Annotated in this window: 25 protein-coding genes; all 25 read left to right on the top strand. The window is 43.8% G+C overall.

Going from position 1 to position 26,154, the window contains the following annotated elements:
- Positions 1-168: 168 nt before the first annotated feature.
- The 25 genes from H5114_RS12290 (at position 169) to H5114_RS12170 (ending at position 26,150) form a co-directional block, all read left to right on the top strand.
- Positions 169-1,824, top strand: a complete 1,656-nt coding sequence (locus H5114_RS12290) for an AMP-binding protein (protein WP_182723090.1) — start codon at positions 169-171, stop codon at positions 1,822-1,824.
- A gap of 138 nt (positions 1,825-1,962) precedes the next feature.
- Entirely contained in the window at positions 1,963-2,892 is a 930-nt protein-coding gene (locus H5114_RS12285) for a calcium/sodium antiporter (RefSeq protein ID WP_124017476.1), read from the top strand.
- A 220-nt stretch (positions 2,893-3,112) separates the two neighbouring features.
- The gene (locus H5114_RS12280) at positions 3,113-3,793 is read left to right on the top strand and encodes a tetratricopeptide repeat protein (protein ID WP_165870146.1); all 681 of its coding nucleotides are present in this window, start codon (positions 3,113-3,115) and stop codon (positions 3,791-3,793) included.
- Between the two features lie 77 nt (positions 3,794-3,870).
- Positions 3,871-4,965, top strand: coding sequence for a sensor histidine kinase (locus tag H5114_RS12275; RefSeq protein ID WP_124017474.1), 1,095 nt, complete (start codon positions 3,871-3,873; stop codon positions 4,963-4,965).
- Complete coding sequence (locus H5114_RS12270) at positions 4,962-5,570, top strand: DNA-binding response regulator (RefSeq protein WP_182723089.1); 609 nt, start codon at positions 4,962-4,964, stop codon at positions 5,568-5,570. The genes H5114_RS12275 and H5114_RS12270 overlap by 4 nt, the downstream gene beginning before the upstream one ends.
- A gap of 140 nt (positions 5,571-5,710) precedes the next feature.
- Positions 5,711-7,786, top strand: a complete 2,076-nt coding sequence (gene recG / locus H5114_RS12265) for an ATP-dependent DNA helicase RecG (RefSeq protein WP_182723088.1) — start codon at positions 5,711-5,713, stop codon at positions 7,784-7,786.
- Positions 7,787-8,055: 269 nt separating this feature from the next.
- A complete protein-coding gene (locus H5114_RS12260) occupies positions 8,056-8,937 on the top strand; it encodes a DUF3014 domain-containing protein (RefSeq protein WP_182697741.1) in 882 nt (293 codons plus the stop codon).
- Between the two features lie 239 nt (positions 8,938-9,176).
- Entirely contained in the window at positions 9,177-9,938 is a 762-nt protein-coding gene (locus H5114_RS12255) for a beta-ketoacyl synthase chain length factor (RefSeq protein ID WP_182723087.1), read from the top strand.
- Positions 9,931-10,782: a lysophospholipid acyltransferase family protein gene (locus H5114_RS12250; RefSeq protein WP_182723086.1), complete on the top strand. Its 852-nt coding sequence runs from the start codon at positions 9,931-9,933 to the stop codon at positions 10,780-10,782. The genes H5114_RS12255 and H5114_RS12250 overlap by 8 nt, the downstream gene beginning before the upstream one ends.
- A 27-nt stretch (positions 10,783-10,809) precedes the next feature.
- Complete coding sequence (locus H5114_RS12245; protein ID WP_011635842.1) at positions 10,810-11,064, top strand: phosphopantetheine-binding protein; 255 nt, start codon at positions 10,810-10,812, stop codon at positions 11,062-11,064.
- Between the two features lie 8 nt (positions 11,065-11,072).
- On the top strand, positions 11,073-11,321 hold the full coding sequence (locus tag H5114_RS12240) for an acyl carrier protein (protein WP_124017468.1): 249 nt from the start codon (positions 11,073-11,075) through the stop codon (positions 11,319-11,321).
- Positions 11,321-11,872: a hypothetical protein gene (locus H5114_RS12235; protein ID WP_124017467.1), complete on the top strand. Its 552-nt coding sequence runs from the start codon at positions 11,321-11,323 to the stop codon at positions 11,870-11,872. Before H5114_RS12240 ends, H5114_RS12235 begins: the two co-directional genes overlap by 1 nt.
- The gene (locus H5114_RS12230; protein WP_182723085.1) at positions 11,865-13,232 is read left to right on the top strand and encodes an AMP-binding protein; all 1,368 of its coding nucleotides are present in this window, start codon (positions 11,865-11,867) and stop codon (positions 13,230-13,232) included. The genes H5114_RS12235 and H5114_RS12230 overlap by 8 nt, the downstream gene beginning before the upstream one ends.
- A complete protein-coding gene (locus H5114_RS12225; protein ID WP_182723084.1) occupies positions 13,225-13,614 on the top strand; it encodes a thioester dehydrase in 390 nt (129 codons plus the stop codon). The genes H5114_RS12230 and H5114_RS12225 overlap by 8 nt, the downstream gene beginning before the upstream one ends.
- Positions 13,611-15,368, top strand: a complete 1,758-nt coding sequence (locus H5114_RS12220) for a glycosyltransferase (protein ID WP_182723083.1) — start codon at positions 13,611-13,613, stop codon at positions 15,366-15,368. The genes H5114_RS12225 and H5114_RS12220 overlap by 4 nt, the downstream gene beginning before the upstream one ends.
- A gap of 3 nt (positions 15,369-15,371) precedes the next feature.
- Positions 15,372-16,934 carry a histidine ammonia-lyase gene (gene hutH, locus H5114_RS12215; RefSeq protein ID WP_182723082.1) on the top strand — a complete coding sequence of 521 codons (1,563 nt, stop codon included), beginning with the start codon at positions 15,372-15,374 and terminating at the stop codon, positions 16,932-16,934.
- Complete coding sequence (locus H5114_RS12210; protein ID WP_124017462.1) at positions 16,935-17,366, top strand: thioesterase family protein; 432 nt, start codon at positions 16,935-16,937, stop codon at positions 17,364-17,366. It begins immediately after the preceding gene.
- The gene (locus H5114_RS12205; RefSeq protein WP_182723081.1) at positions 17,366-18,118 is read left to right on the top strand and encodes an outer membrane lipoprotein carrier protein LolA; all 753 of its coding nucleotides are present in this window, start codon (positions 17,366-17,368) and stop codon (positions 18,116-18,118) included. Before H5114_RS12210 ends, H5114_RS12205 begins: the two co-directional genes overlap by 1 nt.
- A complete protein-coding gene (locus H5114_RS12200; RefSeq protein ID WP_182723080.1) occupies positions 18,118-20,517 on the top strand; it encodes an MMPL family transporter in 2,400 nt (799 codons plus the stop codon). The genes H5114_RS12205 and H5114_RS12200 overlap by 1 nt, the downstream gene beginning before the upstream one ends.
- On the top strand, positions 20,518-21,780 hold the full coding sequence (locus tag H5114_RS12195; protein ID WP_182723079.1) for an NAD(P)/FAD-dependent oxidoreductase: 1,263 nt from the start codon (positions 20,518-20,520) through the stop codon (positions 21,778-21,780). It begins immediately after the preceding gene.
- A complete protein-coding gene (locus H5114_RS12190) occupies positions 21,770-22,390 on the top strand; it encodes a DUF3261 domain-containing protein (protein ID WP_182723078.1) in 621 nt (206 codons plus the stop codon). The genes H5114_RS12195 and H5114_RS12190 overlap by 11 nt, the downstream gene beginning before the upstream one ends.
- 50 nt (positions 22,391-22,440) lie before the next feature.
- Complete coding sequence (locus tag H5114_RS12185; protein ID WP_182723077.1) at positions 22,441-23,643, top strand: beta-ketoacyl-[acyl-carrier-protein] synthase family protein; 1,203 nt, start codon at positions 22,441-22,443, stop codon at positions 23,641-23,643.
- Between the two features lie 4 nt (positions 23,644-23,647).
- Positions 23,648-24,151 (top strand): hotdog family protein, encoded by a 504-nt coding sequence (locus tag H5114_RS12180; RefSeq protein WP_182723076.1) that lies wholly within the window; start codon positions 23,648-23,650, stop codon positions 24,149-24,151.
- A 50-nt stretch (positions 24,152-24,201) separates the two neighbouring features.
- Positions 24,202-24,927 (top strand): 3-ketoacyl-ACP reductase FabG2, encoded by a 726-nt coding sequence (locus H5114_RS12175; protein ID WP_182723075.1) that lies wholly within the window; start codon positions 24,202-24,204, stop codon positions 24,925-24,927.
- The gene (locus H5114_RS12170; protein ID WP_182723074.1) at positions 24,924-26,150 is read left to right on the top strand and encodes a beta-ketoacyl-ACP synthase; all 1,227 of its coding nucleotides are present in this window, start codon (positions 24,924-24,926) and stop codon (positions 26,148-26,150) included. Before H5114_RS12175 ends, H5114_RS12170 begins: the two co-directional genes overlap by 4 nt.
- Positions 26,151-26,154: the final 4 nt, after the last annotated feature.

Raw genomic sequence — 26,154 nt, 5'->3', positions numbered from 1 at the left:
CACTGTAGAGTATTTACTCAACACCTATTGTTTCTTCAGTAAATTCTGCTAACGTGTTTGTTGTGTTACCTTGCACACATACTGTGCAATTGTTTGCGCCAGCGCACAAAAATGGCCATACTAAATTTATAGAGACCCACAATAACAATAAAGAACATGGAAGCGTCGATGGAAAATTTAATTAAAACTCCTGTTGAGATGTTGTCTCATTGGGTAGATACGCAAGGCGACAAAGTTTACCTTCGCCAGCCGATTGACGGTAAATATGTAGATTTCACCTGGCGTGAAGTTCAACAAAAAGTGCAACAAATTGCAGGTTCACTGCGCCATTTAGGTCTAGAGCGCGGTGATAAAGTTGCTGTACTGTCTAAGAACTGTGCCGAGTGGTTTATTGTCGATTTAGCATTAATGTACGGTGGTTATATTAGTGTGCCTGTTTATCCAACTGCTAATGCCGAAACGATTCGTTATATACTTGAGCACAGTGGTGCAAAAGCCATCTTTACTGGCAAGCTTGATCATTGGGCAGAACAAGAAGCTGCCGTGGGCGGTGAAATTCTCCGTTTAGCCATGCCATATGACACCATGCCTGCCCAATATCATTGGGAACAGCTATTGAAGCTGGGGCAACCTCTGGTTGACGAGCAGTTACCCACTGCTGATCAAGTCATGACGCTCATTTATACCTCAGGCTCAACCGGCAAACCTAAAGGCGCGATCCAAACCTTTACCAGTTATGGCTGGGCGTGTGAAGCCGTGATCCGTGATTTACAAGCAAACACGACTGACCGACTATTATCTTATTTACCGTTAGCACACATTACCGAACGCGTAGCTATTGAAGGTTCATCATTCTATTCTGGGGCAACGGTTTCTTTTGTTGAAGGTCTCGACTCATTTGTTGATGACATTCAGCGTTGTCGTCCAACGATATTTTTCTCCGTACCGCGTTTATGGACGGTATTCCAACTCAATATCATCAACAAAATTGGTGAGAAAAAACTTAAAACCTTACTTAAACTGCCCATTATTAGCAGTATTGTTAAGCGTAAGATTAAAAAAGGTTTAGGGCTGGATCAATCACGCTTAAACGGCTCAGGCTCGGCACCAATACCACCATCATTGCTTCAATGGTACAACGATATCGGCATTGATATTTGTGAAGCATGGGGGATGACTGAAAACTGTGCTTACTCGATAATCAACCATCCATTTAATGCCAAGAAGATTGGCACTGTCGGCCGTCCAGTTGAAGGATGCTTGGTACGTCAAACTGAACAAGGTGAGTTGTTAGTTAAAAGTCCTGGCTTGATGAGCGGCTATTACTTACAAGACGAAGCCACCGCAGCCGCATTTACCGAAGATGGTTTTTTCCATACTGGCGATTTATGCGAAATTGATGCAGACGGTTATATCGATATTACTGGTCGAGTTAAAGACAACTTTAAAACCTCAAAAGGTAAATATGTCGCACCTGTCCCTATTGAACGTAAATTGGCTCAAGATTCACATATAGAGTTAATTTGTGTTATTGGTTCTGGCTTACCACACCCAGTCGCGTTAGTGCAGCTTTCAGAAGGCTCTAAATTACAGCCTCGTGAGGAAGTAAGAACATCATTGAAAGAGACGCTCGACAGCATTAACCCGCATCTTGAGTCACATGAGCACGTTGATGCCATTATAATCGTCAATGATGACTGGACCATTGAGAACGATGTGTTAACTCCAACGTTAAAAATTAAACGTCACGTACTGGAAAAAACATTCAGCGCCAAAGTAGACGGTGTGCGCGGTGCAAAAGTACGTTGGGAAGACGAATTGTAGTCATCCACTATCGATTATTTCGCCTCAAAAAATACACGCAATATGCGTGTATTTTTTTGACATATTCTGTCAATATACGCGCCATCAACTATGCAGAGTTTACATAGCGTTGCATACCCATTAATTAGGCAGAGACTCATGTTCATTGCGTTATATATTATCGGCGGTTTTATCATTTTAACCTTTGGCGCAGAAGCTCTTGTGCGCGGAGCCAGTGCCGTAGCGCTGCGTTTAGGTATTGCTCCGCTCATTATAGGCTTAACCATTGTGGCATTTGGCACTAGCGCCCCTGAATTAGCGGTGAGTGTAAAATCGGCATTAGCAGGTAATCCTGGGATTGCCTTAGGTAATGTTGTCGGTTCCAACATTGTTAATGTCGGTTTAATTTTAGCCATCACCGCCCTTATTCGCCCTATTACCGTGCAATCTCAAATGGTTAAGCGCGATATTCCTATTATGATTTGCGCGTCAGTACTAATGTGGTTTTTGCTGCTTGATGGTGAAGTCAGCTTTATCGACGGAGCCATCTTATTTGGTGCACTTGTTAGTTATTTAGTCTTTAGTTATGTCAGCGCCAAAAATAATCCAGAAGACGTTGATGTTAATACCAATCCACAACACCCAGGATTATCAGTCGCATTAATTATTGCTGGAATCGCAATGTTAGTCGGTGGTGGCATATTATTTGTAGATGGTGCTGTTGATTTAGCCAAGCAGTTTGGCATTAGTGAAGTCATCATTGGCTTAACTATTGTGGCTATTGGCACCAGTATGCCAGAACTCGTTACCTCGGTGATGGCGGCTCTTAAAGGTCAAAGTGACATTGCCATCGGTAACGTTGTTGGCTCTAATATTTTCAACGTACTCGGTATTTTAGGCGCAACAGCATTAATTCACCCAGTATCCGCTGCCGGATTTAACGAAGTTGATTTTATCGCCATGCTGATTTTTGCGTTTATGGTATTGCCGTTTGCTTGGAGCGGTTTACGTATTGGTCGTCGTGAAGGTGGAGTGCTATTAGCTGGTTACCTTGGCTACACCAGTTATTTAGTGATGCAAGTGGTTTAAGTTATCGACAATATTACTCATACTAAAGGCCGAATATTCATTCGGTCTTTTCATAACACTTTGTAAGCCTATACTCATATTTAATACGAGATCCTGACAATACATGACATTTGTCATCTTCAATTGATGACCTTTGTGTCTAAGAATAACCCCCGCCTATCGCCATACTACACCTATCCCAACAACATCTTGATTGGGGGAAACGTAAATGGAGATAACCATGAAAACCTTACTACTGATCACCAGCTTAACCTTAGTCAGCCAAGCTAGCTTTGCTAACATTAGCGATATTGATGCTGCTGCCAACACCATGAACATCAATGAACTCAGCCAATACAGTGAACAGGCTATTGATTATGAAAAAGCCTATGCTGATTATCGTCTAGCCATTACTGCCAACATAATGGGTCAACGTCAACTCGCTACAGATTCATTAAATGATGCTCAGCAAACACTAGAATCTCTTTTAGACCAAGACCCATCTGCAGACCCACAAGCGCTACTTGCTGCGGTATATGGAATGCAAATCTCGTTTGATAATAGCAAAGGTGCTGTATTAGGAATGAAAACGGCACAATTACTTCAACAAGCAAACGATCTGGAACCTAACAATCCGCGCGTCAGTTTAGTGCGAGCAATTAATGCATTTTATACCCCTAGCGTATTTGGTGGCGGACTCGACAAGTCGCAAACATTAGCAACCCAAGCAATTAGTCAATTTGAGCAGCCTTGTAATGAAATCTGTTGGGGACATGCAGAAGCCTATACTTGGCGCGGACTCGCTAAACAAGAACAAGGCGACTTAAACGGTGCTTTACAAGATTGGCAAACCGCCATTGAAGTTGACCCTCAGTATGGTTGGGCAAGATATCTGTTAAACCAACAAACAGTAAAGCAGTAATCGACCAGTTTATTATTACTCGCATAGGTTTGAGTTAGCGCGCAGTTACTCTATGATTAACTGCGCTAGGAGGCACTATGACACTCGGTTTAACAATACCCAACGAAAAGAGTTATGAGCAAAAAACCGCTTGGGTTTACCTCATAAACTTAGGTTTTTACTTTATTCCATTGTATTTCATGCACGGTCAATGGTTAAACATTACGATCGCAATCTTATTATTAGTGCCATTTATTATCGGTTATTTCTGGGCTTATAACAGTAGCAAAGAGCGAGCCCTCAAACCTATTGGGTTAATGTTTGTCACAGCAATAGCCTCATCATTTGTTAGCAGTGGCGCCATATCACTGTTCAGTTTTTGCTGTTTCTTTATTGGTTTTTTCTACTCACTTCGTACTGCCATATTGAGTTTTATCGGACTGAGTATTTTGCTTTTAGTAATCGATATTAGCATGGATTACACAGGCTATTTTTTTACTTTTTATGGTATGGGAATTTGCTTAGGGGTGGGAGTGTTTGGGATAATTGAACAAAACCGCCAACGCATCAAACGCCAGCAACAACAATCAAAAGATGAAGTCGCAAATTTAGCCACCGCATTAGAACGCGAACGTATTGGCCGCGATTTACATGATGTGATGGGGCACCACTTAGCCGCTATCGCCTTAAAAGCTGAACTGGCAGACAAACTCATTGCCTCAGGTAAAATCGATTTAGCGCAGCAGCAAATTCATCAAGTGAGCGTGATAACTCGAGACTGTTTAAGCCAAATTCGCCACACGGTATCGGGCTATAAACATCAAGGCTTGACGCATACCTTAAACACCTTAGCCAACACGTTAAGAGATAACGCTATTGCTGTCAGCATAGAAGGCACATTCCCTAAACTCAGTGAACTCATGGAATCGCAAATCAGCTTGCTGTTAACTGAGTTGATTAATAACACCATAAAACACAGCCACGCAACACATTGCACCCTGCGTATTGAACAAAGCCCAAATTGCCTCAAACTCAACTTTATCGAGAATGTACCGGTTAAAACCATCACTAAAGGTAACGGATTAACCGGTATTCAAGAGCGAGTAACCTTGCTACATGGCACCATCGACTATCAATTAATTCCCCATTATAAAGTGAGTATCCAATTGCCACTAAGTGAGTCCGTTAGATGAAAATTCTATTAGCCGAAGATCAAGCCATGGTAAGAGGCGCTCTCGCCGCGTTACTCATATTAGGATGTGATAGCTTAAATGCAATAGAGATTGTCGAAGTCGAAGATGGCGATAAAGCGATGCAACAACTTAAAACCGATTCGTTTGACCTGCTACTTACCGACATTGAAATGCCTGGGAAATCAGGTTTAGAACTGAGCCTATGGCTGCAACAGCAACGCAGTCAAACCAAAGTGATTATTCTGACCACCTTTGGCCGAGCGGGTTATATCAAACGAGCATTAGAATACGGTGTCGGGGGCTTTTTATTAAAAGATGCACCTTCTGATGACTTAATTAACGCGATTAAACAAGTCATGGCGGGTAAACGAGTCATCGATCCAGAATTGGCTTTCACCGCTATTGGTGAAATAGATCCTCTCAACGACAAAGAAAGGCGCGCATTGCGCCTAGCAAGCGAAGGCTTATCAACCAGCGATATTGCCAGTCAGTTGTTTATTGCAGAAGGTACAGTACGAAACTATTTGTCAGAAGCCATTAATAAACTCAATGCCAGTAACCGAATTGATGCCGCCAGAATTGCCAAGCAAAAGGGTTGGTTGTAATTAGTGGCTTAATATTGCCTTGTATGCAAAGTCTGCTAAGATACCTTAAACATCTGTATATAATTACAGTGATTTGAGATTGATAGCTTGAAATCACTATAATTTTTACATCTTTGGTAATCAATTTAGGTGAGCACAATTTGCTACGACTGGATCTTGTTCCGATCACCGACCTTAAAGGCGTTGCTAAAAAGGTTGCGGAAAAACTGGCTAAGTTAGGTATTAAAACAGTACAAGATGTGCTGTTTCATTTACCGCTGCGTTATGAAGACCGTACGCAAATCCATGCTATTGCCGCATTACCTCCTGGCAGTTATGGCACCATAGAAGCAGAAATTCAGTCAACTCAAATCATGCAAGGTCGGCGGCGCATGTTAGTGTGTAATGTCCGTGACCACAGCGGAATGATGAGCCTGCGATTTTTTAATTTCTCTATGGCGCAACGTAATGCCATGGAAAATGGCGCCAGCATTCGGGCTTACGGTGAAATACGCCGAGGCAATCATCATAAAGAAATTGTTCACCCCGAATATCAAATTATTCATCCTGGTGAATCTGTCACATTAAGCGACACCCTAACGCCGATTTACCCGACGACTGAAGGGGTAAAACAAGCCAGTTGGATAAAATTAACACAACAAGCCTTGGCGATGTTGGACCAAGGTGGATTACCTGAGTTACTGCCCAGTGCATTACAGCCAAACAATATTAGCCTGCGTGATGCATTGCATATTTTACATCGCCCCCATAGCTCAGTATCACCTTTTGAATTAGAACAAGGTCAGCATCCTGCCCAACAAAGATTAATCCAAGAAGAACTGCTGGCACATAATCTGAGCATGTTGCAACTACGCCAACGCAGTAACCAAGATGCCGCGGTGCCAATGCCAGCGACAGGTCAGTTACTAACGCCTTTTCTAGCGCAACTGCCTTTTAAACCCACTGGAGCACAACAGCGGGTTGTCGCCGAAATCAGCCAAGATATTCAACATCCAACGCCGATGATGCGTTTAGTTCAAGGCGACGTGGGTTCAGGTAAAACCTTGGTGGCGGCACTGGCGGCATTACAGGCAATTGAAAACGGTTACCAAGTGGCCATGATGGCACCGACTGAATTACTCGCCGAACAACATGCCAGCAACTTTGCAGCATGGTTTGAACCACTTGGGCTAAAAGTCGGCTGGCTGGCGGGTAAATTAAAAGGCAAAGCAAGGGTTCAATCACTTGAAGATATCGCTTCTGGCGCTGCACAAATGGTTATTGGAACTCATGCAATATTTCAACAAGCGGTGGTGTTTAATAAACTGGCGCTGATTATTATTGATGAGCAGCATCGTTTTGGTGTGCATCAACGCCTAGACTTACGAGAAAAAGGTGTCAGCCAAGGCTTCCATCCACACCAGCTTATAATGACTGCTACGCCAATTCCGCGTACCTTAGCCATGACCGCTTATGCCGATCTTGATACCTCGACCATTGATGAACTGCCTCCAGGACGAACTCCCGTAACCACAGTAGCCCTTGCCGACAGTCGCCGAGAGCAAGTGATTGAACGTGTAAAACAAGCAGCATTAAACGATAATCGCCAAGCTTATTGGGTCTGTACCTTAATTGAAGAGTCTGAAGTACTTGAATGCCAAGCGGCTGAAGACACCGCCACAGAACTCGCCATAGCGTTACCAGAACTGAAAATAGGCTTGATCCATGGAAGAATGAAAAGCGCTGAAAAACAACATATCATGGCGCAATTTAAAGCGGGTGAATTGAACTTACTCGTCGCCACTACCGTCATAGAAGTTGGCGTTGATGTGCCTAATGCCAGTTTAATGATTATCGAAAACCCTGAACGCTTAGGCCTAGCGCAGTTACACCAATTAAGAGGTCGAGTCGGCCGTGGGGCTGTAGCTAGCCATTGTGTATTACTTTACAAAGCCCCGTTATCACAAACGGCCACCAAACGTTTAGGCGTACTCAGAGACAGTAATGATGGTTTTGTTATTGCTCAAAAAGACTTAGAAATTAGAGGTCCAGGCGAAGTGCTTGGCACCAAACAAACCGGTTTGGCAGATCTTAAAATTGCTGATCTGATTCGTGATCAACACTTAATTGCACCAACTCAAAAATTAGCATCTCATGTTTACCAGCAAGTGCCACAAAACGTAGATGCTATCATTCATCGCTGGATCGGTGATAGACAACAATATGTCCAAGCGTAATATAGATCATAATATATTGTTCATTATCATCAGTTATCACTAGACAAGTGGGCCGAATATTGCAAAATGGTATATAAATTGTGTTTGTTATCTAGTCAGCTAGTGGGGATCACCTTACTGCAAGCAAAGCGAAAGCTTTAACGCAGTGAAAGCGATTTGAAATCAGTCCTCCGCAACTGTTTAGTTATTGAATGTAATTAGTATCATGCAGAATTTTTCGACTCCATCTAGATCTTTGTATCGATTAGCTATAACGCCAAGGAATTGAAATGCAAGTTAATGAAGAAGATAGAATTACCCCACAAGCCACGGAAAAAACTGGCTCTAACATGCTATTAATCGCTATAGCCGTTATCGCGCTATTAGGCGCCAGCAGTTACTTCTATTTTACGAGTGATGATACCGAAGAATTAGAACCGGTTGTCATGACGCCAGTTGAACTGCCAGAATCAGTACCAGAGGTGCCAATAGAACAAGCGCCGATTGAAGAACCGCAAAACGTTAGCACTGTTGATGATATGGTTCCCGCTGGAGAATCTGAATCGTCTGCTGCAGTGGCAGAGCCTCTGCCAGTATTAGCTGAATCTGATGATTTTGTTGAAGCAAAAACATTAGCCATTGCCAACGGTATGAAAATTGCGCCGATGATCTTGAAAAAGGACATAGCTCGCCAATTTGTGGTGTTTGTTGATAACCTAGCCCAAGGTGATATCGTGCATAAAGCAAGCCCGTTAAAAGGCCCTGATACCCAATTTACTGTGAGCGAGATAACCAATAAAACCTATCTTAATCCAGATGGATATCATCGATATGATTTGTATGCGAATTTCATCGAAGGCTTGAACGATAAAGATTTAGTCGCTACTTATATTGAATTAAAACCACTCTTTGCTGAAGCGTTTACTGAACTCGGTTACAGTGATATTGATTTTGATAAGCGTATGCAGCAAGCTTTTAGCATGGTTGCTAGCGCCCCGATTATTGAAGACCCTATTGAGCTTTCATCAATCAGTGTGAACTATAAATACGTTGATCCTAACCTTGAAGCGTTGCCCAGTGCACAAAAACTGTTGATCCGTATGGGACCTGACAATACTCGTAAAATTAAAGCTGCGGTCAAAAAGCTACAACAAAGTTTTCCAAACAAATAAGCTTATATCGACGAGTAACCCTAGCAGATTAAGCTATCAAAAATGAACGCGACATATGTCGCGTTTTTTATTGAGCCATCACCTTAGCTAATCCCCCTCCACTATTAGGCTTTTTAGTTTGCATGACTTCTTATCTACATTAACTTCAGTGTACAATCGCTAAGGTTAACTAATCTTTATTATTTAAATGATTATTAACTGTTAAATAAGGATAGCTTGGCAGTTATAGAGGGAAAGTAATGCAGTTAGTATTTGAGCTTCTATCATGGGGGGCATGGTCACCAAACTTTCAAACCACAGAAAGTTGGCTACAATGGCAACAGCCAAATGGCAACTTGACGCCTAAGCCCGACTCGCCAGCTTTAAAGCACATTCCGGCCATGCAACGTCGTCGTTTTAGTCGTTTAACTAAAATGATGCTAACAGCAGCTCACCAATGCCAGCCAGAAGAGCATTGTCGGAGCATTTTCTCATCTCGTCATGGCGAGCTCACGAGAACATTAGGCTTACTTAATGACATTACCCAGCAGCAAGCTTTATCGCCAATGGCTTTTAGTCAGTCAGTGCATAATACTGCCAGTGGTATTTTTGGCATTGTAAATAATAACACTACAGCCTCTACATCCATTGCTGCTGGTGAACAAACCCTTTCTCAAGCACTTATTGAAGCCTATGCCCAATTAGCACAATCTCCAGAGCCCTTATTAGTCATTTTTGGTGACGATCCTGTGCCACCGATATACAGCGAATTTACTAACGAAGTCGAACTGCCCCTCGCCTTGGGATTGTATCTTGCACCAAAAGATCACATAGGTTGCCACGCTGAAAAACAGGCGCCTCAACGGACAACACTGAGCTTGTCTGATTATCCACTGGATGTCGCTAATCCACAGGGACAAAAAAATATAAGTTTAAGCGAGTTAATCCACCATATTGTTAGCGCAAAAAATATTCAAGGTAAATTGTGCCATTGGTATTGGTCGCTTGAACACCATGACTGATCAACACAAGATGCCACATGCTGATGCTATTGAGTCAACAAAAACACCCGCACCGAAACTCAGCGGAGTGCGATATATTCCTCGCTGGTTAGCTGGAGTTGGCTGTTATATTACCTTTGGTTTAGGTGGCCTATTGTGTTCATTAACCATTTTACCTCTATTACAACTTTGGCCCACTAAACCAGAACTGCGAGTTGCAAGAGTGCAACGATTAGTCAGCTGGATGTTTAGAGTATTTGTCGCCATGCTAAGTTTTGCTGGGGTGATTGCTGTGAGTACTAAGAATATCGAGGCACTGCAACACGCTAAAAGGCAAATTGTTATCGCTAATCACCCCACATTAGTGGATGTGGTGGTATTAATTAGCTTGATGCCTAATGCGGGCTGTATTGTCAAACAAGGTTTATGGCGTAATCCATTCTTTCGCGGCGTACTCGCCAGTGTAGGGTATATTCCCAATCGCGAAGTCAATTGGCTCCTGCACGACTGCTTGCAGGTATTAAATCGTGATACTAACTTAATTATTTTTCCAGAAGGTACCCGAACATTAACTGGTAATATCGTTAACTCATTTGCTCGTGGCGCCGCCAATATTGCGCTTCGCACCCAAACAGATATTTTACCTGTAGTATTAAGAACCGATGTTGCCGGTTTAACCAAACAACAACCTTGGTACCAAATACCGCGACAAACCATCAATATGTCAGTAGAAATTGGCACAAGCATCCCATACCTGCGGTATGATGCTCAACAGGGTAATGAAGCCAAAATGGCTCGACAGCTGACGCGCGACTTGCAGCAGTTTTACATTGATACACTTAAACAACCTATCAAGTCCAATTGATAGCCATACTGATAAGAAAGACAAATAATGAACTTACACAACCAAATAAAACAACTGATCATTGATTGCTTAGATTTAGAAGATGTCACTGTCGATGATATCGAAACTGACGCGGCCTTATTTGGTGACGGTCTGGGGTTAGACTCGATCGATGCGCTAGAGTTGGGCTTGGCGATTAAGAAAGAGTTTGATGTCAAAATTGAAGCCAATTCAGATGCAACTAAAGCACACTTTTTCAGTGTTGCTAGCTTAGCTAGCTTTATTGAATCTCAACGTGTTTAGGAGCTAGCATGCAAAATCGTGAACAAATACTCGAAATGCTTAGCACTATTTTAGTTGAAGACTTTGAAATAAATGCGGCAGATATCACTCTCGAAGCCACTTTGTACGAAGATCTGGATTTAGACAGTATTGATGCCGTTGACTTGGTGATTAAATTGCAGCAGCAGACCGGCAAAAAAATTCAGCCTGAAGCCTTTAAAGCAGTGCGAAGCGTCGATGATATCGTCAATGCCATTGAAGGTTTAATTAAAAGCTAATGCGCTTAGTCCTGCTGATTATCACAACTTTGGTTATTATCACTTATCCTTTAGCTGTGTACTTTGGATTGCAATATTTACCACCGGGCACAATCGCCTTATTACTATGCTTATCGTTAATAATGCGATTTATTATCAATAAACAGCAAGTAAAATCCATGACGCTGCCAATATTGATTGGTATAGGATTAACTGCAGCCAGTTTTATTGCTCAGCGTCACGACTGGTTATTGTTCTATCCAGTGGTGATAAATATGAGTATGTTGGGATTATTTGGTTATTCACTGATTAATGGCCCAAGCATGATTGAGCGTTTAGCGCGCTTAAAAGAGCCTGACTTGCCAGACTCCGCGATTACTTACTTACGCACTATTACCATACTCTGGTGTGGGTTATTTATTATTAATGGTGCCGTTGCTGCCTATACGGCCATAGCAACCAGTATTGAAATATGGACACTTTATAACGGACTGATAGCTTATCTGCTTATGGGTATGCTGCTCAGTGGAGAATGGATTTACCGTCGTTTTTGGTTGAAAAAACATGAATAAACTTTTACTCAATTGGTTAGCAACAGGGCCGGCCTCTCAGCAGCTGATAAGCTTTGATCATCATGACATCATGACGGGATCATTATTTTGTGCCCAAGTTGCTCATCTGCATGCGCAACTGAGCCAAAGTACAGCGAAGCGCTGGTTGCTTGCCGCCAAGCACAGTGACGTATTTGCCGCCGGTTTATGCGCGGCATTGTTGGCGGGTAAACAAGTGATATTACCTGCCAACACCCAAGGTGGCACCTTGAGCCAACTTAATCATGAATTTGATGCCATTATTGCCGACAGACCTCTATGTGAGGTGCGTGAGTACATTGCGCTAAAAAAAGAATTAAGTTTACCCGCTGCACCTTGGCCGAAAACAGAAACCTTGGGGGAATTAATCTTATTCACCTCAGGCAGTAGCGGTCAACCGAAAGCGGTTAAGAAAACCTTGCAACAACTGGATGCTGAAGTCAGCATTCTTGAACACACCTTTGCCGAACATTTACCCCATTGTTCAGTCGTTTCGACGGTTTCGCATCAACATATCTACGGTTTATTATTTAAAATTCTCTGGCCTTTGGCTGCGAGCCGCGCATTCTTAAGCGAACAAATCGACTATCCAGAAACCTTAAGCTACTACTTGGCTATTATGCCAAATTTATGTTTAATCAGTAGCCCTGCTCAATTGACTCGCTTACCTGATGCACTTGAAAACCAAAGGCAACAACGTATTCCTAGCTTAATTTTCAGTTCGGGTGGCCCGTTAAATTTTGAGGCTGCCCAGGCGGTTAAGCACTGTTTTAATCAATTACCGATTGAAATATTTGGCAGTACTGAAACTGGCGGTATTGCCTATCGCCGCCAGCTGCAACCTCAGCAGCCATGGCAAGCCTTTACCCAAGTCAATATTGATATCGCGCCACAAGACGGAGCATTAATGTTGCAGTCAGTCTATTTAGACGACCCGACTCAATGGTTAAAATGCGATGATAAAATTGAACTGGTAAATGATGGTCAGTTCCGTTTATTACACCGACTTGACCGCATTGTAAAAATTGAAGAAAAACGTTTGTCATTAGCCCAAGTTGAGCATTTACTGCAAACACATCCTTTTGTGCGCGAAGCTGCGGTCACGGTATTAGAACAGCCGCGGACCATGTTAGGTGCTGCAATATGTTTAAGCGAATTAGGCTTGCAAACCCTAAAGGACGAAGGCAAATTGGCAGTTAATAATGCATTAAAAAGTCATTTGTTGAGTCAGTTTGAGCGTATCACGTTACCAAGACGCTGGCGCTATCCAGAAAACTTGCCGCTCAATAGCCAAGGCAAGCGTACCCAATCAGAAATTGTAGCCTTATTTAGTCATGATTAAGTCCGAATTACCTCATATCATTAGCCATGAAGGCGATAATAATAGCTATCATTGGCGCTTATTTATTAGTGCAGATTTAGCCTTTTTTAAGGGCCATTTCCCAGAGCAAGCTGTATTACCTGGGATAACTCTAGTCGATTGGGCGGTCAAATTGGGTTGCGAGGCATTTGGCTATTCCGCTAAGGTTGCCACATTAGAAGTACTTAAGTTTCAGCAACTCATATTACCCGACACCTATGTTGATTTGGTGATTGAACACCAAGCGCAAAAAGCAAAAATGATTTTTAGTTACCGCGATCAAGATAAACGCTTTGCTTCTGGGCGCATTGTTATCAAACCCGCATGGGTTAATGCTGCAACCAATATTGAGAGTGACTCATGAAGCTCGCCTTGGTTATTCCTAATTACAATCATCATATCGCCATAGAGAAAACCCTCGCACAGTTGGCAAAATTCAACCTGCAATGTTATTTGGTTGATGATGGCAGCCAAGATGAAACTCGTTACCTATTGCACGCCATGGCGGAAAAATTTGCCTGGGTAACGCTTATTAGTCATCCGTTTAATCGTGGTAAAGGAGCAGCTGTGACTAGCGGGCTGCGCCAAGCTTATCGTGATGGTTTTAGTCATGTATTACAGGTCGATGCTGATGGACAGCATAATTTAGACGATATTCCGTTAATGATATCGACCAGTAAGCAGCACCCACAAGCATTAATATCTGGCCAACCAATTTATGATGAGTCTGTACCTAAAGGGCGTTTATACGGGCGTTATATCACTCATTTTTGGGTGTGGGTTGAAACCTTAAGTTTTGATATTCAAGATTCTATGTGTGGCTTTCGGATCTACCCACTCGCTGCGACTGAGCAATTATTTAGCCAGCAAGCGTTAGGCGAACGGATGGACTTTGATATTGAGATCATGGTCAAGCTTTACTGGCAAGGCACTGCCGTCGTGCAGGTGCCAACCAAAGTCATCTATCCTGAAGATGGCATCAGTCACTTTCAAGGCGTTCAGGATAATGTGCGCATCAGCTGGATGCACACCAAGTTATTTTTTGGCATGTTAGCGCGTCTACCACGTATTATTAGCACACGGTTTTTGCAGCAAAAAGAGTCGCCCCCAACTCAAGTTCAGTCACCAAAACATTGGTCCACAATGACCGAGCGAGGCAGTTTTTGGGGGATTAAGCTGTTAGCCCAATGCTATCGTTTGGGCGGGCATTGGTTGTGCCGAGCGGTTATGTATCCAGTAATTTGTTATTTTTTTCTCACGGGCTCAACAGCTCGCCGTGCATCATTAGACTTTTTACACCGAGTGCAACAGCAACAACCCAATCACCCTCATCTCAGTCGCGAGGTCAATTGGCGCGATAGCCTCAAACATTTTTTTGCCTTTGGTAATGCCGCCCTCGATAGAATTGACGCTTGGTGTAACCGGATAAATCTAGACCAAGTCGACTTTGACGACCGTAAAATACTCGCAGATCAAGCGGCTACTGGCAGGGGCGCCGTATTAATTGTGTCGCATTTAGGTAATATGGAACTGTGCCGCGCTATCTCTGTCCACCAGCAAAATGTCAAAGTGAATGTGATGGTGCTAACCCAAAATGCGGAAAATTTTAATAAGGTTCTACAGCAGCTTAATCCACAAAGTAGCCTAAATTTAATCCATGTTAACGAGCTCGATCCGAGTACTGCCATGTTACTGCAGCAAAAAATCGACCAAGGTGAAATTGTGGTAATTGCCGCTGACCGCACCTCGTCGAGCAGCCAGGGCCGTGTAACCTATTTACCGTTTTTAGGCCAAGATGCAGCGTTTCCACAAGGGCCATTTATTTTAGCAAGCTTACTCGACTGCCCGGTTTACACCTTATTTTGTATTCGTCAGCATGGCCGTTATCAAGTACATGTTGAACATCTAAGCGACAGCTTAAAAGGTCCACGTACAGGTCGAATTGAACGCTTAACCGACGCCATGAGCCAATACAGCCAACGCTTAGCGCATTTTGCCCAACTCGCTCCGATGCAATGGTTTAACTTTTTCGATTTTTGGCGCAAAGACGAGCTGGTATGGCGTAATACTCAGCACTCTCCCTCAAGCGCAACCCATTTACCCAGTCAGGATAGATAATTCATGAGCCATTCATCTTCAATGTCATCAACCGCCGACAGCACTGTGCATTTAGGCCAACGCTATCTTAGTCTTGAGCAAGTGGTGGCTATAGCCAAAGGCGCTGCGGTCAAACTGACAGATACTGCTGACTATGTTGAATATATTCAAAAAGGTGCACGCTTTATTGACAGCGTACTCCATGAAGAAGGCGTGGTTTATGGCGTGACAACGGGTTACGGCGACTCGTGTACAGTTAATGTTAGCTTAGATTTAGTCCACGAATTACCGCTGCACTTAACCCGCTTCCATGGCTGTGGCTTAGGCGATGTATTTAGCCCGATGCAAGCCCGCGCGATTATGGCTTGCCGCTTAAACTCACTGGCTGTGGGCAAATCAGGCGTAAGTTATTTACTGCTACAACGCATCGAGTGGCTCTTAAACAATGATATTACTCCGGTGATCCCCCAAGAGGGCTCGGTCGGCGCCAGTGGCGATTTAACCCCATTATCTTATCTTGCTGCGGTATTAGTTGGCGAACGCGAAGTGATTTACCAAGGTAAACGCCAAGCGACTAAAGATGTTTATCTACAATTTGGCATGATGCCATTAACCTTGCGCCCTAAAGAAGGTCTCGCATTAATGAATGGTACTGCGGTTATGACGGCTCTTGCTTGTTTAGCCTATGACAGATCGCAATATTTAACCCGCCTATCAAGCCGGATAACCGCCATGGCATCGTTAACGCTCAAGGGTAACGCAAACCATTTTGATGAAATTTTATTTGCCGCCAAGCCCCACCCAGGTCAAAACCAGATTGCCAGTTGGATCCGTGAGGACTTAAATCATCATGTGCATCCCCGAAATTCAGACCGCCTACAAGACCGTTATTCTATCCGCTGTGCACCGCACATCATCGGCGTATTGCAAGATGCTCTACCCTTTATGCGTCAGTTTATTGAAACCGAACTTAACAGCGCTAACGATAATCCGATTGTTGATGCCGAAGGTGAACATATTCTCCATGGTGGTCATTTTTATGGTGGCCATATTGCCTTTGCCATGGATGCGATGAAAAATGCCGTAGCCAATATCGCCGACTTAATCGATCGCCAAATGGCCTTAGTGATGGACCCTAAATTTAACAATGGCTTACCAGCTAATTTATCTGCTGCAGAAGGTGAGCGCCGTGCAATTAATCACGGTTTTAAAGCCGTGCAAATTGGCGTATCAGCATGGACTGCTGAAGCATTAAAAAACACTATGCCAGCCAGCGTGTTTTCACGTTCAACAGAATGTCACAACCAAGACAAAGTGAGCATGGGCACCATAGCTGCACGTGATTGTATGCGTATTTTACAGCTCACAGAACAAGTCGCAGCCGCGGCATTGTTAGCCATGAGCCAAGGTATTCAACTGCGTATTATGCAGCAAGAACTCGATGCGAGTTCATTAACCCCCTCTCTTGCAACGACCTTAGCCCAAGTCAGCGAAGATTTTGAACTGCTAACCGAAGACCGTCCTTTAGAGACGGTATTGCGCCAAACAGTGGAAAAGATTCAATTGGGTCTGTGGGAGGTGTGCTAAATGAAAGGTTTATTACTGACCGAAATGGACATGGTGATCCCGTTTCACGATGTTGATTCGATGGGCATCACTTGGCATGGTAATTATTTACGTTACTTCGAAGTTGTGCGCTGCTTATTGCTGGATAAACTCGGTTATAACTACCGTACTATGCAACAATCGGGTTATGCGTGGCCGATTGTCGATGTACAAGTAAAGTATGTTAAAAGCAGCACTTTTGATCAAAAAATTAAAGTGATCGCCGCCATTGTTGAATGGGAAAATCGTTTACGCATTAACTACCAAATTGTTGATGCCCAAACCAATGCGCGGATAACGAAAGGCTATACCATTCAAGCTGCGGTAGATATTACGACCGAAGAATTATGCTTTGTCACCCCTGAAGTATTTCAGGAAAAAATTCGTCGATTACTTGATGTGAGCCAAGCTTAATGAATACTCGCAAAGGCATGTTTACTCAGGTTTGGATAGTGATCTGCCTCTGTTTGCCTCTTGGCAGTATTTCCGCCAATGAACATTCACTAGCAAGCAGTAATAAACCACTGACTCAAGCACAACTGGCAGATGTTCAGGCGTTGTATACTCAACCCGCCACCACAGAGGCCCTCAGTGCGCTAGCGCAACAACTGAATTTACAACTTGATACCAGAGGGCAGTTTATTCAGCAGCGTCACTTACAGGTGCTAAAAAAGCCCTTGCTCAGCCAGGGACAATTTATTTTTAGTCCGACGCAAGGGTTAGTATGGCAGCAGCTGCGACCATTTAGCACCTTGATGGTGCTAAAAGATCAGCAGTTAATTCAGCAAAACAGCCAAGGCAAGGTGCAACAACTTAATGCTATGGCCAGTGGTAGTCCAATCGCACAGCAAGTACCGCGGTTACTGCAAGCAATTATGGCGGGTAATATTGCTGCTTTAAGTGCGGATTTCACCTTATTTATGCCCGCTAATTACAACGCAGGCACGCCATGGCAACTCGGCTTGCAAGCTAAAGACCCACAACTACGCGCATCCATGGGCAATATCACGCTCAGTGGCGATACTCTATTACGCTCATTAATCATCACCAGCAGCCAGGCCGATATCAGCGATTATACTCAAATTCAATTTCTTGATGCCCAGCAAGGGCCGCTCAGCACAACTGAACTCGAGCTTTTTAGCCTTGGCAGTGAGTCCAATCAATAATGCTTCGATTATCGCTTAATGCAGTGTTATCTCCCATTGGGCGTTTTGCCTTATGGGGAGTATTGCTGCTAGCAATGACAGTCACAGGCTTTGTGCAATGGCAGCAAGGTGCACATATTCAGACTGATATTTTGGCCATGTTGCCGCACCTACAACAAGATAAGCTTACCGAGAAAGCCTTAAACAAGGTAGAACAGCAACTGGCTAATCAAGTGTATATTGCGGTAATTGCCCCAAACGAAACCCAAGCTATCGGCGCAGCCAAGCAGCTGATGACATCGCTCAATCAATCAAATCAATCGCCCTTTACTGCCGTTCGCAGCGGCGCAGATGACAATCTACAACACTTAGCTAAAGTCTACTTCGAACATCGCTTTGGCTTACTGACACCAGAGCAAGCGCAGGCCATTGAAACCGATAATTGGCGCCAACTGCTTACCGCAGCCCAAAGCCAACTTTATAGCACATTTGGTTTTGCCAACAGCCAACTGCTCAGCAATGATCCATTACTGATGTTTCCAGCCAACTTACTGGCGTTATCGCCCAATAATGCGCTGCGCAGCCAACAGGGTATTTTACTCACAGATTCTGCCGACGGTGTGGCGGCGATTGTGATGGCCAAAGGCCGTGACAGCGCCTTTAACCCCAACGCTCAGCAACAGCAAATTCAAGCATTGGAATCTGCGTTGAGTCACATTAACCAGCAATATTCCCAAGTGAGCTTTCTTAAGGCGGGGGCGTTATTTCATGCCATTGCTGCCACCGAGTCAGCCAAACAAGAGATCAGCCGCATTGGCTTTATTTCCATGTTGGGGATTATCTTATTGGTCTGGTTGGCATTTCGATCAGTGATGCCATTATTCGCGGCACTACTTACCTTAACGAGCGGTGTGGTGTTTGCGCTAGTCGCCACCTTAAGCCTTTTTGGCGAGCTGCATTTACTGACATTGGTATTTGGCACCAGCTTAATTGGCGTAGCGATTGATTACAGCTTTCACTTTTACTGTGAAAAACAGGCTCACCCCAATGACAACGCCAGTGACACCTTAAGGCGTATTTTTCCGGCGCTCACTCTCGCTCTTGCTACCAGTGCCAGTGCCTTTATCGCTATTGGTTTTACCCCGTTTCCTGGGATGCAACAGGTGGCAGTATTTTGCGCCGCTGGCTTAATAGGTGCGTACCTAACCCTACTATTGGTGTTCCCATTATTGGGCAACCATGCGCTTAAACCAACACCAGGATTAACCCTAGCCCAAGGTTATCTAACGTTATTAAAACGCATTTTTACTGCGCCGCAATGGTGGCAAAAAACCACCATAGCGGCACTGCTGCTGTGTTTAACCGCTATATTATTTTTTGGCTTATCCAAAGCAGACTCTAATGATGATATTCGTCAATTACAGCAAAGTCCTGCAGCCATCACCACAGAAGAAAACCAGCTTAGACAACTACTTAGCGGCGGCACAGACAACCAATTTATTTTAGTCAGCAGTAACAATGAACAAGGTTTATTGCAAACCTTAGAACAACTGACTCCTGTGCTTAATCAAGCCATTAGCGATGGCGAGCTAGATCAAGCCATTAGCCTAAGCCGCTTTATGCCCAGCATTGCCAGTCAACGCCACAATTATGAGTTACAACAACAACTTTATCAGCAACATTTGCACGAAATCATTAGCAACATGGGCCTAGATGACAACATAAATGCCAGCCTGCTGAGACAACTTGATCATGCAAAATCAAAATATCTAACCCCAAAAGAGATGTTAGCCCTTGCCAATGATGACTTACGTGCCTTATGGCTTGGTGCTGTAGCGACCACAGACCAAACCCAGCAATATGGCGCAATTGTATTGTTAGGTGGCATTCACTCATTAACCTCTATTGAGCAACGACTGACTCGCCACGATTGGTCTTTGGGGCAAGTGCAGTTAATTGATAAAGTCGGTGATATATCGGCTTTAATGGGCCAATATCGTCAACTAACATTGCAGTTACTAGTGTGGGTATTTGCTTTGGCCTGCCTACTCTTCAGTATTAAATACGGCATTAAACTGGCATTAGCCATTGTTTCGGTACCCGCATTATCAGTACTGCTCACCCTGGCGTGTTTAGGCTTAGTTGGCTCAAGCATTAGCTTGTTTCACGCCTTAGCGCTTATTTTAGTGCTGGGAATTGGTATCGATTACAGTCTCTTTTTCGCCGAAGCCAAACACACCAGTCGCGGAGTCATGATGGCTATCTTTATGTCAGCCTGTTCAACACTATTGGCTTTTGGTTTGCTAGCGCTGAGTCAAACTCATGCGATTCACTTTTTTGGTCTTACATTATTATTTGGGATCAGTTTTTCCTTTTTACTCGCACCATTTATTTCATTTATCACAAGGAAAACAGTGTAAATGTTAAGCCATCAGACACATAAAATCAGCAACATGGATGTTGATGTAGCCATCATTGGCGCCGGCCCTTCAGGTGCTATAGCCGCAAGCTTGTTACGCCAGCAGGGCCATCGCGTTGTGGTGATTGAAAAACAACATTTTCCGCGTTTTTCAATTGGCGAAAGCTTACTCCCCTGTTGCATGCAATTTATTGAACAAGCCGGCATGCTCGAAGCCGTTAATAATGCTGGGTTTCAGTTTAAAAATGGCGCAGCATTTAGCCACCAAGGTCGCTATACCACCTTCGACTTTACCGATAAGTTTACTCCAGGCCCGGGTACCACCTTTCAAGTTCAGCGGGCTGATTTTGATAAACTCTTAGCTGATACAGCAATAAGCCAAGGGGTTGAGATTCGATTTGGACATCAAGTCGATGCAATTGATTTAACTCACGATCCTCGCTTAACCGTAACCAACGAGCAAGGATCACAGTATCAGGTGAATGCTAAATTTGTGCTTGATGCCAGTGGCTTTGGTCGAGTATTACCACGATTGTTAAACCTAGAACAATCGTCAACTTTACCCCCACGAAGTGCTATTTTTACTCATATTGAGGACAACATCAGCGATCCTAGTTTTGATCGCAATAAGATCCTCATTAGCGTACACCCCAAGCATAAGGATATTTGGTACTGGTTAATCCCTTTTAGCAATAATCGGTGTTCAATTGGGGTGGTCGCTGAACCGCATTTACTCCAACGTTTATCCGGTAGTCTTGAACAACAGTTGTTAACTATCATCAATGAAGAGCCGGTACTGCAACGCTTGCTGACCAAGGCTAATATCGTTCAGCCCTGTGCCACCCTAAAAGGTTATTCGGCCAACGTCACCACTTTAGCAACCAACAAGTTTGCTTTACTGGGTAATGCAGGCGAGTTTCTTGATCCGGTATTTTCATCAGGGGTAACGATTGCAATGCAATCTGCGTCTATGGCTGTAGCATGTTTACATAAGCAACTTAATGGCCAAAAAATTGATTGGGATAGCCAATACTCAGAGCCATTAATGCAAGGGGTTAATACCTTTAGAACTTATGTCCAAGCTTGGTATGATGGTCGATTTCAAGATGTTATTTTCTATCAACAAGCTAACAACACTATTAAACAAATGATTTGCTCAATCTTAGCCGGCTATGCTTGGGACATGAATAACCCATTTGTAAAAGAGTCTGAACGCCGCCTCAATACCATTGTCGAGTTATGTCGGGAGCCCAATGTTGCTTAACTTATTTGGGCATTTTATTGATGTGTTATCACGCCGTGTTGTGGCCCTGCTTCTGTTAAGCTTTTTAACCGCTTGTAGCCAGCAAATAGCCAGACAAACTTGTGTCCCTCTAACGAGTGAAGCACAATATTGCTTAAATCCAACCTCGTCGGTATTAACTGATGCTCAGCATCAAGACATTAATTTAACTCAAATGGTTAACTTTACCCGTGGCCAAGATAGCCATGAGTTATTAACCCAGCTTGACGTTAATTCACAACGGATGACATTAGTGGGATTAGCCCCGCTTGGGCAAGCGTTATTCACTCTTGTATACGATGGACAAACTCTGCAAAGTGAGCAAAGTTTGTTATTGGGGGAACAGTTTAAAGCAGAATACTTGATGGCAATAATGCAGTTAATTTACTGGCCAACAGAGCAAGTTAATCAACAATTGAGTGGTGGAAACTTGGTAACAATATCCTGTGATATGGCACTATGTAAGCAACTGGTCGATGATAATGGCGCGTCAATAACATTAACGTACAACAATATTGATCCTTGGTTGGCACAAGTGAATGTCGACATCGATGCAGCTGATATTCACCTGCAAATTAACCCGATTGAATAATCAGTGTGCCACCAATAAACAGACAGTGAAAATAGGCCATATAAGCAAATATGAAAAGTCGCATTGCAATAACTCACATTGGATTGTGTACACCTCTGGGCAACTCGCCTGAAGAAGTGTTGCCACGTCTCATTAATGGTGATGTCAGTGCCATGCAATGGCGCGATAATTTGCTGTTCAATGCGCCAACATTAGTCGGTTGCGTTGATGATAAACGTTTAATCGCTATCGCCGATCATTTAAGTCTGTTTGCTTGTCGGAATAATCGTTTATTAAACACCGCCGCTCAGCAGCTTATCCCAGCCGTCGAGCAAGCCAAGCAACGTTTTGGAGCCGATCGGATTGGCGTCGTGCTAGGCACGAGTACCTCAGGTATTTCTAAAGGCGAAGCGGCGTTAAAATATAAGCTTGAACATGGCAATTTCCCGCCAAGCTACCATTATTCACAGCAGGAACTGGGCAGTACTAGTGAGTATCTTAAGCAGTTATTTTCGCTATCAGGCCCTTGTTATACCGTCTCTACAGCGTGTTCATCAAGCGCCAAAGTGTTTGCCAGTGCCCAACGATTACTCAATGCCAATTTATGCGATATGGTGATTGTGGGTGGCGTAGACAGTTTATGCCAACTAACCGTTAATGGCTTTGCTGCATTAGAGTCGGTATCCAAAGGTCATTGTAATCCATTCAGTCGCCATCGTGATGGGATCAATATTGGTGAAGGTGCAGCCTTATTCACTTTAGAACGCGGCCAAAGCGATGTAATGCTGGCGGGAATAGGCGAGTCTGCCGATGCACATCATATTTCAGCGCCACACCCGCAAGGACATGGCGCAATTGCCGCTATGCAATTGGCGCTATCTGCCGCTAATATTTCGCCGCAGCAGATTAATTATGTCAATCTGCATGGCACTGCCACACCTAAAAATGATGCCATGGAGTCTCGCGCAATAAATGCGGTATTTAACCATTTATCACCACTGTGTAGCTCAACTAAACCACTAACTGGCCATACCTTGGGAGCTGCTGGAGCCATTGAAGCAGCCTTTTGCTATTTGTTATTAAGTCCCCTTAATCATAGTAAGCGCCTACCTCCTCATGTCTGGGATGGCCAATTTGATGATAACGACCCGCAAATATCCTTGATTAATGCCCACAGTAATACTGGGCTCAGTGAACTCAATTTCATTATGAGTAATTCATTTGCCTTTGGCGGTAGTAATGCCAGCCTGATTTTTTGTCGAAAGGATGTCTAGTTTCATGTCTACACTCACAGCCGATGCTGCTATGTTAGCGCAAGATGTTAGCAATTTTATTCCGCACCGTGCGCCGATGATCTTAATTGATAAGCTGTTAGAGCATCGTCCAGATAGCCTAACCACAGAAACCTATATTAGCCCTAGCAGTGCTTTTTTTAATAGCAAAATCAATGGGGTGCCTAATTATGTTGCGATAGAGTATATGGCTCAAAGCGTGGCGGCATTAGCAGGCATCGAAGCACGACTAGACAACGAAGCTATCCTAGCCGGTTTTTTACTCGGTACCCGCAAGCTACAAATGCATATAGACACTTTTACCTTAGGCCAGTCATATCGCACTCAAGTGACTAGACTGTACCAAGAAGAGTCGGGATTAGCGGTATTTGATTGCCATATTTATCATCAAGATACCTTAATAGCACAAGCCAATATCAATGTGTTCCAACCCAAAGATACCCAAGCTTATATTGATGAAAGCCAAGCCACGGCTAAGCATGATCAATAAACCTTTTTACATCCCATTGGAGTTCCTCGAATAAATCACGGAGAGACATTTTGAATAACAGAGTATTAGTTACCGGTTCAAGCCGAGGAATAGGCAAAGCCATCGCGATAAAATTAGCCGAAAATGGCTTTGATATTGCGCTGCACTTTCACAGCAATTATGCCGCAGTGGCGCAAGTACAAAAAACCTTATTAGATCTTGGTGTTCAAGTTAGCGTATTGCAATTTGATATTGCTGACCGCCAGGCAGTTAAGCTTGCTATCGAAACGGACATTGACGCAAATGGTGCTTATTACGGGGTAATTCTGAATGCTGGTATCAACCGTGACACCGCCTTTCCTGCCATGACCGAAGAGGAGTGGGATAGCGTGATCCACACCAATCTTGATGGTTTCTACAATGTTATTCACCCAACGGTGATGCCGATGGTACAAGCGCGTAAAGGTGGGCGCATTATCACTCTCGCATCAGTATCTGGCATTGCAGGCAACCGAGGTCAAGTCAATTATAGCGCTTCAAAAGCAGGGATTATTGGAGCCACTAAAGCGCTGTCTCTTGAATTGGCAAAGCGCAAAATTACTGTCAATTGCATTGCCCCAGGGTTAATTGAAACCGATATGGTCAGCGATATTCCAACCGAAATGGTTAACCAAATAGTGCCGATGAAACGCATGGGTAAACCCAGTGAAATAGCGGGCCTGACTAACTTTTTAATGTCAGATGATGCCGCCTATATTACTCGTCAAGTGATCTCAGTTAATGGAGGCATGATATGAAGCGTGTGGTCGTGACTGGAATTGGCGGCATTTCTGCATTAGGCCAAGACTGGCAGCAAATTAAAGCGAGCCTATTAGCTAAACATAATTGTGTCATTCGCATGGATGAATGGGACAGATACCCAGGCTTAAATACTCGTCTTGCGGCACCAGTCACAGAGTTTGTTACTCCTAAGCACTATTCACGCAAAAAAATTCGCTCCATGGGTAGAGTGTCTCTAATGGCCACTCGAGCAAGTGAATTAGCGTTAGAGGATGCGGGGTTATTAGATGATCCTATTCTTAATTCTGGCAAAGTTGGAGTCGCTTATGGTTCATCAACTGGCAGTACCGATCCCATTATTGGATTTGGTGAGATGTTAAAAACCGGCGAAATGTCTGGCTTAACCGCCACCAGCTATATCCGTATGATGGCGCACACAACGGCAGTCAATGTGGGGGTGTTTTTTGGCTTACAGGGCCGAATTCATACCACCAGTAGTGCATGCACATCAGCTAGCCAAGGCATAGGCTACGCCTACGAGGCGATTAAGTACGGTATGCAAACGATTATGTTGGCCGGCGGTGCTGAAGAACTTTGCCCGACTGAAGCGGTAGTATTTGATACCTTATTTGCCACCAGCACCAAAAATGATCAACCAGAGCTAACACCACGCCCATTTGACAGCCAACGAGACGGTTTAGTTATCGGTGAAGGTGCGTGTACACTAATATTGGAGGAGCTTGAGCATGCTCAAGCGCGTGGCGTTAAAATTTATGCTGAGTTAATTGGTTTTGGCACAAACTCAGATGGCCAGCATGTCACCCAACCCAATGCCAAAACGATGGAGATGGCGATTCGTTTAGCCTTAACGGATGCCAAATTATCCGAACAACAAATTGGCTATATCAGTGCTCATGGTACGGCGACAGATCGGGGAGATGTAGCCGAAACAGCTGCAACTTATGCGGTCTTTGGCGCTAATACGCCAATCTCATCACTTAAAAGTTATACCGGCCATACTCTAGGGGCTTGTGGCTCATTGGAAGCCTGGACCAGTATCGAAATGATGAATGAGGGTTGGTTTGCGCCAACGCTTAATCTCACGGATATTGACTCTGAGTGCGCACAACTCGATTATATTAAAGACGAGATACGCTACATAGATACCAATTATATTATGAGCAACAACTTTGCGTTTGGTGGCATTAATACTTCATTAATCTTTAAACGCTGGCGCTGATCGC

Source organism: Shewanella sp. SR43-8 (genome assembly GCF_014163775.1).
Taxonomy (GTDB): domain Bacteria; phylum Pseudomonadota; class Gammaproteobacteria; order Enterobacterales; family Shewanellaceae; genus Shewanella; species Shewanella vesiculosa.
Note: the sequence above shows the minus strand (reverse complement) of the source record. Positions and strands in the feature narration are given on the sequence as shown.

Bases quoted from the DNA above. Each gene is read 5' to 3' on its own strand.
- H5114_RS12290 (WP_182723090.1), top strand. From the start codon at position 169: ATGGAAAATTTAATTAAAACTCCTGTTGAGATGTTGTCTCATTGGGTA.
- H5114_RS12285 (WP_124017476.1), top strand. From the start codon at position 1,963: ATGTTCATTGCGTTATATATTATCGGCGGTTTTATCATTTTAACCTTT.
- H5114_RS12280 (WP_165870146.1), top strand. From the start codon at position 3,113: ATGAAAACCTTACTACTGATCACCAGCTTAACCTTAGTCAGCCAAGCT.
- H5114_RS12275 (WP_124017474.1), top strand. From the start codon at position 3,871: ATGACACTCGGTTTAACAATACCCAACGAAAAGAGTTATGAGCAAAAA.
- H5114_RS12270 (WP_182723089.1), top strand. From the start codon at position 4,962: ATGAAAATTCTATTAGCCGAAGATCAAGCCATGGTAAGAGGCGCTCTC.
- H5114_RS12260 (WP_182697741.1), top strand. From the start codon at position 8,056: ATGCAAGTTAATGAAGAAGATAGAATTACCCCACAAGCCACGGAAAAA.
- H5114_RS12255 (WP_182723087.1), top strand. From the start codon at position 9,177: ATGCAGTTAGTATTTGAGCTTCTATCATGGGGGGCATGGTCACCAAAC.
- H5114_RS12250 (WP_182723086.1), top strand. From the start codon at position 9,931: ATGACTGATCAACACAAGATGCCACATGCTGATGCTATTGAGTCAACA.
- H5114_RS12245 (WP_011635842.1), top strand. From the start codon at position 10,810: ATGAACTTACACAACCAAATAAAACAACTGATCATTGATTGCTTAGAT.
- H5114_RS12240 (WP_124017468.1), top strand. From the start codon at position 11,073: ATGCAAAATCGTGAACAAATACTCGAAATGCTTAGCACTATTTTAGTT.
- H5114_RS12235 (WP_124017467.1), top strand. From the start codon at position 11,321: ATGCGCTTAGTCCTGCTGATTATCACAACTTTGGTTATTATCACTTAT.
- H5114_RS12230 (WP_182723085.1), top strand. From the start codon at position 11,865: ATGAATAAACTTTTACTCAATTGGTTAGCAACAGGGCCGGCCTCTCAG.
- H5114_RS12225 (WP_182723084.1), top strand. From the start codon at position 13,225: ATGATTAAGTCCGAATTACCTCATATCATTAGCCATGAAGGCGATAAT.
- H5114_RS12220 (WP_182723083.1), top strand. From the start codon at position 13,611: ATGAAGCTCGCCTTGGTTATTCCTAATTACAATCATCATATCGCCATA.
- hutH (WP_182723082.1), top strand. From the start codon at position 15,372: ATGAGCCATTCATCTTCAATGTCATCAACCGCCGACAGCACTGTGCAT.
- H5114_RS12210 (WP_124017462.1), top strand. From the start codon at position 16,935: ATGAAAGGTTTATTACTGACCGAAATGGACATGGTGATCCCGTTTCAC.
- H5114_RS12205 (WP_182723081.1), top strand. From the start codon at position 17,366: ATGAATACTCGCAAAGGCATGTTTACTCAGGTTTGGATAGTGATCTGC.
- H5114_RS12200 (WP_182723080.1), top strand. From the start codon at position 18,118: ATGCTTCGATTATCGCTTAATGCAGTGTTATCTCCCATTGGGCGTTTT.
- H5114_RS12195 (WP_182723079.1), top strand. From the start codon at position 20,518: ATGTTAAGCCATCAGACACATAAAATCAGCAACATGGATGTTGATGTA.
- H5114_RS12190 (WP_182723078.1), top strand. From the start codon at position 21,770: ATGTTGCTTAACTTATTTGGGCATTTTATTGATGTGTTATCACGCCGT.
- H5114_RS12185 (WP_182723077.1), top strand. From the start codon at position 22,441: ATGAAAAGTCGCATTGCAATAACTCACATTGGATTGTGTACACCTCTG.
- H5114_RS12180 (WP_182723076.1), top strand. From the start codon at position 23,648: ATGTCTACACTCACAGCCGATGCTGCTATGTTAGCGCAAGATGTTAGC.
- H5114_RS12170 (WP_182723074.1), top strand. From the start codon at position 24,924: ATGAAGCGTGTGGTCGTGACTGGAATTGGCGGCATTTCTGCATTAGGC.